The following is an 11,845-nucleotide window of genomic DNA, read 5'->3' on the forward strand; positions in this document are numbered from 1 at the left end:
TCGTATCCACTGTACCTTTCTCGAGGACTGCCGACTTTGAAGATTCAGGATGCGGCAACGGTTTATCACAAAACTAGCTAAATATTATTATAGCGTCAAGCGAAAGATGAAAGTAACGTTACTAAATGCAATTACAAACATTATATAAGCAAATCGAAAATAAAACAACATTTGTCGAGGTGGTTTGATTTTCTTGTGAACATTGCGAGAATGATGTTGACTTTTGTAAGTAATTCGTAAATAATGTTGTTACAAGCGCTTTCACCCTTATAAAGTAATTTTAAATCACGTGACATAACAACATTATTGTCATTTTGGGGATCGAGCGCTTGATTGCCCTTATGCTTCAATCACACTTGGAGGAGGCCTCGCAAGGCTATGAAAAAGAAAATCGCTGGGCTATTGGCAGTAACGATGACGGTTTCGATGTTGGCAGCTTGCTCAACGAAAGTTGGGGGCGCGCAGCAGCAGCAACCTGCCGGACAAGCGGGAGGCGGCGTGACCACAATCGAGTTCTGGGCGTCTCCGAACCCTCCGCAGCAAGCTTACTGGACCGCTATTGCGAAGGAGTACGAATCGGTCAACCCGAAGGTGAAAATTAACGTAAGCCCGATGAAAGAAACGCCGAGCTCGGAAGCGAACATCCAGTCCGCCATTGCCGGCGGCAGCGCGCCGACGATGTCCGAGAACATATCCCGCGGCTTTGCCGCGCAGCTGGCGAACAGCAAAGCGCTCGTGCCGCTCGATACGCTGCCGAACTGGAACGACGTCGTTTCCGGACGGAACATGACGGGCACGATCGGCTCGTGGAAGTTTGCCGACGGCCATCAATACGTGTTGCCGATCTACTCCAACGCCATGCTGTTCGGCTGGAGAATCGATATTCTGAAGCAGCTCGGTTTCAATGAGCCTCCGAAAACATACAGCCAAGTGCTCGATTTGGCCAAGAAGCTGAAAGCGAAATATCCGGATAAATACGTATGGGCGAAAGCGATTTGGCTGACCCGACCGCTTGGAAAAGATGGTTCGACTTCTTCATGATCTACAACGCCGCTTCCGACGGCAACAAGTTCATCGAAGGCAGCAAGTTCGTTGGCGACGACAAAGCCGGCGTGGCTACTTTGCAGTTCTTCGACAACTTGCGCAAAGAAAAGGCGCTGCTCGCCGAAAACGTAACGGATCCGTTCGAAACCGGCGTCAGCGTATTCTCCGACCTCGGCCCGTGGACGTTCAATACGTGGGCGGACAAGTATCCGGAGATGAAGTTTGGCGAGACGTTCGCGCTGTCTGCGCCTCCGGTGCCGGACGACGTGAAGACCGATCATCCGAAAACTTTTGCCGATACGAAAGGCCTTGTCATTTACGCTTCCGCGCCGAAAGAAAAGCAGCAAGCGGCGATGGATTTCATCAAGTGGGTCTACTCGGATCCGAAGCATGACGCGCAATGGTTCGAGAAAACGAACCTGCCGCCGGCTCGCGACGACCTGACGAAGAACGACGCGTTTAAACCGATTTTGGACAAAAACCCTGCTTTGAAGATGTATGCCGACTACGTGCCTTATGCGGTGCCGCCTATGGACAACGCCAAGTATAACGATTTGCAAACGATGATCGGCCAGAACGGTTTGAATCCGGTTGTCAGAGGAGAGAAAGATCCGCAAACCGGCTGGAACGACATGAAGCAAGCGATCGAAGGGGCACTCAAGTAATGGGTACCAAAAACAATAACGGGCTGGGCTGGTTATTCACCAGCCCGTACCTCGTTTTTGCGGTCGTCTTCTTTGTCGTGCCGCTCGCCTGGTCGCTATACTTGGCGTTCACGAATTGGGACCTCATCTCTCCCGATTATCAAAACGTCGGCGTTGCCAATTTCATCAAGGCGCTTGGGAGCCCGGCCGTTCGAGCGGCTTTTTTTGTCACCTTCAAGTTCATGGTCGTGTTCGTGCCGCTCGTCACGGTCATGTCGCTCGTCGTGGCGGTATTGATCCAAGGGCTGCCGCGCTTCAAAAGCTTTTACATGGTCGGGTTCTTTTTGCCGTATTTGTCTTCCGGTGTCGTCGCATCGCTCATCGGCAAAGGGTTTCTGTCGTACAGCAGCCCGATCAACGTGTTTCTCAGGGAGCAATTCGGACTGAAGATCAATTGGCTCGGCTCTCCGTTCTCCGCCCTCATGGTCGTGTCCGTCATCATCGCCTGGAAATTTATCGGCTACTACGGGCTCATTCTCACTTCGGGGCTGGAAAGCATCGGGAAGGAAGTGTACGAAGCCGCGGCTATCGACGGCGTAACGGAAACGAAGCGGTTTTGGACGATTACGCTGCCGCTGCTGTACCCGGCGATCTATACGACGCTCATCCTGTCGGTTGGCGTGACGTTCGGCATTTTCACCGAGGTGTATCAGTTGACCGGCGGCGGTCCGAATTTCGCGACGAACACGTGGCAGATGGAAATTTTCAACCAGGCGTTCAAAAATTTGCAGGCCGGCTATGCGTCGGCGGTTGCGATCATCGCTTCGGTCGTGACGTTCATCTCCATCTATATCATCCGAAAATTGCTGGAAATGTGGGGGAAGCGCAATGGTTGGGTCTAACGACAGGAGCAAATTCCGCTTAACGGTCCGCTATATCGTCGCTACCGCCCTGCTGCTGGTCATGGTGTTCCCGTATTTGTACATGGTGCTCAGCTCGTTCGCAGCCTGGAATCAGGTCGACCGCAAGCTGATTCCGACGTCCTACACGCTCAAATCGTATATATGGCTCTTCACCGGCGGCGAATCCGGCGTACCGAGGCCTTGGCTGCACGCCTTCTTCAACAGCGTCTTCGTATCGCTCGCTTCGACGCTGCTGATGATGGTGTTCGGCGTGATGGTTTCGTATGCGCTGGCCAAAGTGAAGTTCCGCGGCAGAAGCTTTGTGAACAACGTCATTTTGTTCCAGATGTTTTTTCCGGCGATCATTTTGCTCGTGCCGAACTTTCTCGTTATTCAGAAGGTTGGATTGTACGACACGTATTGGGCGATGATCATCCCGAAGGCGGTCAGCTTGTGGGCGATTTTCATGTACACGAACTTTTTCAAAGCGATTCCGACGGCGTTTATCGAAGCGGCCAAGCTGGACGGGGCGACGGATTTGCAAATCCTGTACAAAATTATGGTCCCGATGTCGAAGTCGATCACGACGGTCATTTTCCTGTTCCTGCTGATGGAGCGGTGGACGGAGCTGCTATGGGACATGATCGTGGTGCGCAGCGACGGCATGCTGACGCTGAACGTGCTGCTGTCGCAAATGTTCGGTCCGTATGGCGCATATCCCGGTCCGATGTATGCGGCTTCCGTGCTTCTAACGCTGCCGATCGTGATCATATTTTTGATTTATAGCAAGAAATTCAAAGAGGGCATGCAGTTCAGTCTGAAATAAAGGAGCCATTTCATTGATTAAGCTCAGCAAATCCGAAGTGAAAACGTGCGAGGCGCTGCTGCGGGAATACAAGCAGAAAGGGCGGCCGGTTGCCGCGCCGGTCAAGCTTGCGTTCGCGGAAGTAGGAGACAAAGACGTATATAACATTACCGCTCCTTTCGAGGACGATGGCGAGCTTGTGATTGCAGGCCGGGTAGAATCGCGCGACAGCGAGCATTCGGAAATCGTCTTTTTCGTCGAGCGGGGCGGCCGGTGGGTGCCGCGCGAAGGGGCGCCGCGCCTGACGCTGCAGGACCCTTTCTTCACGCGCATCGACGGGCAGCTCGTGCTCGGCGGCGTGCAGATTTATCCGCATCCTGCTCTTGACAATGCGCTCGCCTGGCGCACTGTGTTCTACAAAGGCAGCTGTGTCGCCGAGCTGCAGCCGTTCTTCAAAGGGCCGGACGGGATGAAGGACCTTCGTTTGGTACAGCTGCGGGACGGCAGCATCGGCGTGTTTACGAGCCTCAGGGCGACAAGGGGGGGCGTGGCAAAATCGGCTTCAGCCGCATTCCGTCTCTCGCCCATTTGACGCAGCAGCTCATCGACGAGACGCCTCTGCTCGCGGGGCAGTTCGTTGACGCCGAGTGGGGCGGAGCGAATGAACCGCGTCTTCTTAAGGGCGGCCTGATCGGTGTGCTCGGACATATCGCATCTTTTGACAACGAAGGCAATCGCCACTATTATCCGATGGTTTTTGCGCTTGATCCGGCGACAGGCGAATATTCCGACATACAGCTGATTGCGGTTCGCGCCGACTTTTTGCCGGGGGCGTCCAAGCGTCCGGACTTGGTCGACGTCGTTTTCAGCGGCGGGCTGGTCCGAAAGTCCGACGGCACGGCCGATCTGTACGCCGGAATCAGCGACGCCGAGGCGCACCGCATTACGATTCCTGATCCATTCCTCCAATACGAACGCTAAGGAGCTCAGACAGCATGAACGTATACCGCTATGAAGAAAATCCGTTGATTACGCCTGCCGACGTGAAGCCTTATCATCCTGGCTTTGAGGTGATCGGCGCGTTTAACGCCGGCATTGCCAAATATAAGGACGAAATTTTGATGCTGCTCCGCGTGGCCGAACGTCCGGTCAGCCCCGATCCGAACGTTGTGCTCGCCCCGGTATACGATCCGAAGGCGAAGAAGCTGGAGCTGATCGAGCTGCGCAAAGACGACGCGCGGTACGATTTTTCCGACCCGCGGGTCATTCGCGACAAGACGCAGAGCGCAGGGTTCGCTTACTTGACGTCGATATCTTATATCCGCATTGCGCGCAGCAAAGACGGCCACCGCTTCACGATCGACGACGGGCCGTTCGTTTATCCGTCCAATGAGCAGGAGACTTTCGGCATCGAAGACCCGCGCGTGACCCAGATCGGCGATACGTACTACGTCTATTTCTCCGCCGTCTCTCCGGTCGGGATCGGGGAATCGATGGTGTCCACCACGGATTTTGTCAGCTATAACCATCACGGCATGATATTTTGCCCGGACAACAAGGACGTTATGATTTTCCCGGAGAAGGTGAACGGCAAATATTACGCCTTGCACCGCCCTACGACGAAAAGCATCGGCATGCCGGAAATTTGGATCGCCGAATCCGACAATTTGCTGTATTGGGGCAATCACCGCCATTTGGCCGGACTTCGTCCCGGGAAATGGGACAGCGCTCGCATCGGCGGCGGCGCGGTGCCGTTCCGCACGGACAAAGGGTGGCTGGAGCTTTACCATGGCGCCACAGCGGAGCACCGCTACTGCATGGGCGCGCTGCTGCTCGATCTGAACGATCCGACGAAGGTTATCGCGCGTTCCGACAAGCCGATTCTCGAGCCGGACGCTCCGTACGAGAAGGAAGGCTTTTTCGGCGATGTCGTATTCTCCTGCGGCGTGGCCGTGGAGGGTGATGTCGTCAAAATGTATTACGGCGTGGCCGACACGTCCATGGCCTGCGCCGAGCTTAGCCTGCAAGAAATACTCGACAGCTTGACTTACAACTAGGGGTTACGAAATGAAATTGAACTGTAACTGGAAAATTCGCGATTTCGCGGTAGGCGAAGCGAAAGATTTGGAAGTGGCGTCCCCGGACTATATCGATTACTTTTGGATGACGGCCGCGGTGCCCGGCGACGTTCATTCCGCGCTCATCCAGCGGGGCATCATCGACGATCCGTTCTTCGGCCACAACGATCAAAAATGCCGCTGGGTGGAAGAAAAAGTATGGTGGTACAGGACGGTATTCGAATGGCGGGACGAGCTGCTGCCGGGCGAGCGGATGGAGCTCGAATTCGAGGGGCTCGATACGTATGCGACCGTTTATTTGAACGGGGTCGAGCTCGGCTCGACCGACAACATGTTCATCAGCCATACGTTTGAAGTGACGCGCGAACTGAAGCGCGGCAAAAACGTGCTGGCGGTCAAGTTCGACCCCATCGCCGTTCACGTGCAGGAAAAAGTGAAATATTACTGGTCGGGCTTCAGCAAAAAACGCATCTGGACGCGCAAATCGCAAAGCCAGTTCGGCTGGGACTGGGGACCGCGCTTCGTCTGCGCCGGCATATGGAAAGAGGTGCACCTGCGGAAGAAGAAGCACGCGGCGATTCGCCATGTGTACGCCCGGACCGAGTCCGCCAACCAGGAACAGGCTGTCGTGCATGTCGATGCGGAAATCGCCCGGTTTGCGAGAGGCAAGCTGCTTGAAGCGGAAGTGCAGCTCTCGTACGGCGGCGCGGCGATCGCGGCCGCAAAAGTAGAAGTCGCAGGCGGCCGGGCGGCCTTAGCGCTTCGCGTCGATCGTCCGAAGCTTTGGTGGACGCACGATCTCGGCACGCCCGAGCTGTACGATTTGCGCGTGCGGCTGTTCGCGGACGGCGAGCCGGTCGACGAGCATGCGAGCAAATTCGGCATCCGCACGCTGGAAGTTCAGCTGAAGGACGAGAAGGGCGACCACAGCTTTACCTTTGTGCTGAACGGCGTGAAGCTGTTCGCCAAAGGCGCCAACTGGATTCCGATCGACAGCTTCGTCGCTGCGGCGCCGGATTCCCGCTACAAGCATTTGCTGCAAATGTCCAAAGACGCCAACATGAACATGCTGCGCGTCTGGGGCGGCGGCATTTACGAGAAAGACGTGTTCTACGACGAGTGCGACCGGCTCGGCATTTTGGTGTGGCAGGACTTCATGTTCGCCTGCGCCTTGTACCCCGACTACAACAAAAACTTTATGGCGAACGTCCGCGAAGAAGTGACGGCTGTCGTCAAAAGGCTGCGCTCTCGCCCGTGCCTCGCGCTCTGGTGCGGGAACAACGAGAACGACTGGCTGTACGAGGCGCTCTATTCGTCCGGCGAAATCAGCGATCCGTTTTACGGCGAGAAAATTTATCACGAGCTGATGCCCGAGCTGCTCGCGCAGCTCGACCCGACGCGGCTGTTTTGGCCGAGTTCCCCTTACGGCGGTAACGACCATAACTCGCGCGACGAAGGCGATACGCACAATTGGCAAGTGTGGCACGGCAACATCGAGCCGCGCGTGTTCGGGCAGCCGCAGGTGCAGGATTACAGCATCGAGGGCATCAGCTTCAAAAATTTCGCCCGCGATACGACCAAGTTCGCATCGGAATTCGGCATGCACGCCTCCGCCAACCGTTACACGCTGAAGCGCAACGTCCCGGCTGACGGCTTCTGCTGGGGCAGCGACGAAATGGCGTACCGCAACAAGGATATCCACCATCTCAAAGGCATCATGCTGATGGAAGGCTACACCGGCATTCCGCAAAATATGGAGCAGTACATCAACTTCTCGAGCTGACGCAGGCGGAAGGGCTGAAATACGGCATCGAGCATTACCGCAGAAACCGACCGGGCACGAGCGGCGCGCTGTTCTGGCAGCTGAACGACTGCTGGCCGGGCACGAGCTGGTCGGCGATCGATTACTACGGTCTGCCGAAGGCGTCGTACCATTATGCCCGCAAGTTTTTCAGCCCTGTGCTGCTGACCGTTCAGCATGATCCGGGCCGCGGCTTGAAATTGTGGGCGCTGAACGACCGTTTGCAAGCCTGCGAAGATACGGTGGAGCTGGCCGTGTACGATTTTGACGGGAACGTGCGGTTTGCGAAGAAGTATGGCGTCTCGGTAGCGCCGAACGATTCGGCGATGCTGGGGGAGATCGCGGAGCAAGAAGCTTTGGCGGGGCTCGATCCGGCTTCTGCCGTCTGCGTCGTACGCTCGCTCACCGGTCAAACTGAAGATAACTTCTACTATTTCCGCGATCACAAAGATATGAAGTTTCCCGCGGCACAGCTTATAATTGAGCTGGATGAGCAGAAGCAGGAGCTGTCCGTCACGGCGAGCCGTTTCGCGCGCATGGTCAAAATCGAGCTCGACGCGGAGCGGCTCGTGATGGACGACAATTTCTTCGACTTGCTCCCGCATGTGACGAAGAAGATTCGCATTACGCAGGCAGACGGCAAGCCGATTCCGTGGGACTCGCTTGCCGTAACCGCGATCAACAGCATTTGAAGCGAAGGAGCTGAAGCGATATGCGAGCGGCGGTACTGAGAGGCAAGCACCGCATGGAAGTAACGGATTGGCAGACGCCCGGCCTGAAGCCGGACGAGGTTCGGATTCGGGTGAAAAGCTGCGGCATTTGCGGCACGGATCAGCACATTTACCACGGCAATCCGGGTTCCGCCGCGGTGACGCCGCCGATCGTGCTCGGGCATGAGCTGGCCGGCGAAGTAGTGGAAACAGGCGCGGCCGTTACGTCGCTCTCCCCCGGCGACAGGGTGTCGGTCGACCCGAACATTTATTGCGGCGGCTGCCGCTACTGCCGTGGCGGCTCCCGCATTGTGCGACCGGCTGGAAGCGTCGGCGTCACCCGCGACGGGGGCATGGGCGAGCTGTGCACGGCTCCGGCGTCCAACTGCTACCGCATTCCGGACGAGATGAGCTTCGCCGAAGCCGCGATGGTCGAGCCGCTCGGCTGCGTGCTGCACGGATTTCGCAAAATCGACGTCCGTCCCGTGCACACCGTGCTTATCATCGGAGGCGGCTTTATCGGCCAGCTTTTCCTGCAGCTGGTAAACATGCAGGGCGCAGCGAAAATTATCGTCAGCGAACCGGTCAAGGAGAAGCACCGGCAGCTGCTCGAGCTTGGCGCAACGGAAGCCGTGTCCCCTGCGGACCCGGGGGCCGCAGCAGCGCTGCAAAATGCCGCCGACGTCGTCATCGAATGCGTCGGGCGCAAAGAGTCGATGGAGCTCGCCTTCCATGCTGCAGCCAAAGGCGGGCAAGTGCTGCTGTTCGGCGTCGCTTCGCCGGATACGCAAATTGCCGTGGAGCCGTTTGCGATATTTGCCAAGGAGCTCCGCGTGACCGGTTCGTTTATTAACCCGCATACGCATGAGGATGCGATCGCCCTGATCCGAAGCAAGATCGTGCAGGTCGAGCCGCTGATCAGCCATCGCTTCTCGCTTGAGGACGTCCCGGACATCATGGCGCGATACCCGCAAATGAACGTAACCAAAGGCGTTATTCTATATTAAAATTGAAGGGATTACGTTGACAGGGTTGAAATAGGAAGGAGCGGGAGCGGTATGCAGGAACGATGGACCGTGCTGGTCGTCATTGCCCATCCCGACGACGAAACGGCGTGCGGCGGAACGATCGCCAAGCTGGCCGAAGAGGGGCACCGGGTCGTTGTGGCGGTAGCGACGAACGGCAACAAAGGCACGCACGATCCGGCCGTTACGCCGGAGATGCTGTCGCAAATGCGCGTGCGGGAAATGGAGCAAGCATGCGCAGCGCTGGGAGTGAGCAAGCTGATCCGGTACGATTACGATGATGGGGCGCTTGCGGACAGCCCCGATCTGAAAGAGCGGATCTACCGGACCATCCGCGAGGAAAAGCCCGATATTTTGATTACCTTCGATCCTTGGCGCAAGTACGAGTTCCATCCCGATCACCGCACCGTCGGCATGCTGGCGGCCGAAGCGGCGTATTTGGCGGACGGCTGCTGGTACTTTCCGCAGCATGCCGCTGCAGGGCTCATGCCGTGCAAGCCGCAGGAAGTGTATTTGTTCTGGTCCGACGAACCGAATTACACTGTCGATGTTGCGGCCACATGGGAGCGGAAGCTGCGCGCAGCGGACGCTCACGCCAGCCAAGGCACGGACGGAGAGCCGTTCGGAACGAAGTACTTGAACTGGCTTAGGGCGAATGCCGCTTCGGAAGCGGAGCTGCGGCGGGAAACGTTCCGTAAGGTGTATCGCACAAGCTTGACGATATAGGGCGAAGGTATATTCCAATCTGAAGAAGTACTGAGTGCGGACTTTTGGCGAATACGGGATAGACAGCTCGATAGCGGGCTGTCTTTTTTGCGTTCACGTGGCCTTCTTAAGGAAGCGAGCAGCCAACGGCCCTCGTTTTGTGGCATAATAAAAAGATCGGAACTCACAAGCAATGACAGATAGGAGAATCGAAATGCAGCATGTGATTGAGCATGAGGACGAGATTGTGCAAGTAAAGGTGCCGCTGCCTTTTCCGCTGCGGTGGGTGAATGCGTATATGATCAAGGGGAGCGGCGGCTATACCGTTATCGACCCGGGGCTGCACACCGCGGAGGCGGAGGAATGCTGGAACGAGGCGCTGCGGGAGCGGGGCGTCGGCTACCGCGACATCGAGCGCATCGTGCTGACGCATTATCACCCGGACCACTATGGCTTGGCCGGGTGGATGCAGGAGCGGAGCGGCGCGCCGGTGCTGATGTCCAGTCTCGGCCATCGTTTGTCGCAGCTGCTGTGGGGCGAGCGGGCGGCGATGACGGATGCGCTAACGGCGCTGTTTGCCGAACACGGCATGGACATCGACATGTGCGGGGCGATGGAAGCGCATATGGACAGCTTCGTGGCGCAAGTGACGCCGCAGCCGCGCGTAACGTTCCTGGAACCGGGGGAAACGGTACGGCTCGGCGGCGAGCTGTACCGAGCAATCCATACGCCCGGGCATGCCGCCGGCCATCTATGCTTCTACCATGCCGCCAAGCGCCGCATCTTTTGCGGCGATCACGTGCTGCCGCACATATCGCCCAACGTTGCATGGATGCCCGGCGTCGAAGAGAACCCGCTCGCTTCGTTCCTCTTGAGCTTGCACGAAGTCGCGCAGCTGCCGGTCGAACGGGCTTTCCCCGGCCACCGCGATCCGTTCGCCGCTTTTACCGAGCGCGCTCTGGAGCTCGTCGCGCATCACGAGGAGCGGCTCGAGCTTATGCTCGGCCGCCTCGGCGAGCCGCTCAGCGCCTATGCGCTGTGCCTCTCGGTGTTCGGCGAGCGGCTTACCGTCCACCAGCTTCGTTTTGCGCTGGCCGAAACGCTGGCGCATCTCGTCTATCTCGAAGGGGAAGGGCGCGCTGTCCGCAAACGGGCGGCGGACGGAACGTGGCAGTTCCGGGCGACAGGCAAGTAACGCTAAAGTCCGAACGACGGTTTTGCTACCATGAACCACATCATGAGCAGCAGCACGAACAAGTAAACAAGCAGCGCCCGGCGCAGCTTGTTTACGAGCTCGGTGCGGTTGTCATGGGGCGCGCGCAGCTTGCGCAGCAGCGGCGAGAACGCTCTTGCCAGGAACAACAGCGACGCCAGCAGCACGAGCGCGGTCGCGGCGATCCAAGGCGTGCGCCAGCTCCATCCGCCGAGCCAGGCGAGCGCGATTCCGGTGGCGATGAGCACATGCCCGGCATGCTTCGTCAGCTTCACCGTGAACGTAAATGAGGCCCAATATACCTGCAGCGTCTCGAATGGTTCCGCACGCATTTTGGCAAGCATCGGCAGCAGTACAAAGTACGGCCCGATGGACACAATGACGCTGAAAATATGCACGTACAGCAGCACCGAATAGAGCACTGCAGCCCTCCTCTACTCAGGGTTGCACCTTCCGGAACTCGTGAACCCACACTTGCATATGCGGCAGCCACGGCATTCCCGGATGAAGCGCCAATATGCTGTCGCGATAAGCCGCCACGTCCCCGAACCCTTCCGCCGCTGCATCGGCATCCGTCAGCTCGCCGAGCGATTGCCGGTACACTTTCGTTACTTCAAAGCGCTCTCCTTGCAACTCCATGATCTCGCCGACATCGGCGTACCGGCCGTTACGGCGGGTTGCCGTTTTCGCGCCGCTCAGCACTTTGTCCACGTCCGCAGCCCGTGTCACCAGGCGGTCGATCGAGCACGTTTTCGGCGGCAGGCCGGCTCCCTCGCGGGATTCAGGGAGATTGGAATCGTTCATGGCTATGTATCCTCCTTTTTCCTGATCATTTTGCCGCTTTCCAGTATACCCTACAAAACGCTAATGCCCCAAACATTATTGGCGCTTGCGCGGAGAGTCCAAGCTGACGAGGGG

At 57.5% G+C, this 11,845-nt stretch carries 8 protein-coding genes and 3 pseudogenes; 9 read left to right on the plus strand and 2 right to left on the minus strand.

Annotated features, from left to right (window positions below):
- Positions 1 to 378: 378 nt before the first annotated feature.
- The 9 genes and pseudogenes from SD70_RS14325 to SD70_RS14365 all read left to right on the plus strand — a co-directional run bounded on the left by SD70_RS14325 (position 379) and on the right by SD70_RS14365 (position 10,909).
- Positions 379 to 1,709: pseudogene (locus SD70_RS14325) on the plus strand (extracellular solute-binding protein).
- Positions 1,709 to 2,590, plus strand: coding sequence for a carbohydrate ABC transporter permease (locus tag SD70_RS14330; RefSeq protein ID WP_041048223.1), 882 nt, complete (start codon positions 1,709 to 1,711; stop codon positions 2,588 to 2,590). The pseudogene SD70_RS14325 and the gene SD70_RS14330 overlap by 1 nt, the downstream one beginning before the upstream one ends.
- Positions 2,577 to 3,416: a carbohydrate ABC transporter permease gene (locus SD70_RS14335; protein WP_041048225.1), complete on the plus strand. Its 840-nt coding sequence runs from the start codon at positions 2,577 to 2,579 to the stop codon at positions 3,414 to 3,416. Before SD70_RS14330 ends, SD70_RS14335 begins: the two co-directional genes overlap by 14 nt.
- Before the next feature lie 16 nt (positions 3,417 to 3,432).
- Positions 3,433 to 4,376, plus strand: a pseudogene (locus SD70_RS14340) (MTP-1 family protein).
- 14 nt (positions 4,377 to 4,390) lie between these two features.
- Positions 4,391 to 5,452: a BtaManbiosPhlase gene (locus tag SD70_RS14345; protein ID WP_041048227.1), complete on the plus strand. Its 1,062-nt coding sequence runs from the start codon at positions 4,391 to 4,393 to the stop codon at positions 5,450 to 5,452.
- A gap of 10 nt (positions 5,453 to 5,462) precedes the next feature.
- Positions 5,463 to 7,966 (plus strand): annotated as a pseudogene (locus SD70_RS14350) (beta-mannosidase).
- Positions 7,967 to 7,986: 20 nt separating this feature from the next.
- Positions 7,987 to 8,991 (plus strand): zinc-dependent alcohol dehydrogenase family protein, encoded by a 1,005-nt coding sequence (locus SD70_RS14355; protein WP_041048228.1) that lies wholly within the window; start codon positions 7,987 to 7,989, stop codon positions 8,989 to 8,991.
- A gap of 51 nt (positions 8,992 to 9,042) precedes the next feature.
- Entirely contained in the window at positions 9,043 to 9,735 is a 693-nt protein-coding gene (locus SD70_RS14360; RefSeq protein WP_052487440.1) for a PIG-L deacetylase family protein, read from the plus strand.
- A gap of 193 nt (positions 9,736 to 9,928) precedes the next feature.
- Positions 9,929 to 10,909 (plus strand): MBL fold metallo-hydrolase, encoded by a 981-nt coding sequence (locus tag SD70_RS14365; protein ID WP_041048230.1) that lies wholly within the window; start codon positions 9,929 to 9,931, stop codon positions 10,907 to 10,909.
- Between the two features lie 2 nt (positions 10,910 to 10,911).
- Here the strand turns inward: SD70_RS14365 and SD70_RS14370 are convergent, their stop codons facing one another.
- Both SD70_RS14370 and SD70_RS14375 read right to left on the minus strand, forming a co-directional pair.
- A complete protein-coding gene (locus tag SD70_RS14370; RefSeq protein WP_041048231.1) occupies positions 10,912 to 11,349 on the minus strand; it encodes a DUF2269 family protein in 438 nt (145 codons plus the stop codon).
- A gap of 16 nt (positions 11,350 to 11,365) precedes the next feature.
- Positions 11,366 to 11,731, minus strand: a complete 366-nt coding sequence (locus SD70_RS14375) for an ASCH domain-containing protein (protein WP_052487441.1) — start codon at positions 11,729 to 11,731, stop codon at positions 11,366 to 11,368.
- Between the last annotated feature and the right edge of the window lie 114 nt (positions 11,732 to 11,845).

Source organism: Gordoniibacillus kamchatkensis (assembly GCF_000829455.1).
GTDB classification, from domain to species: Bacteria; Bacillota; Bacilli; order Paenibacillales; family NBRC-103111; genus Gordoniibacillus; species Gordoniibacillus kamchatkensis.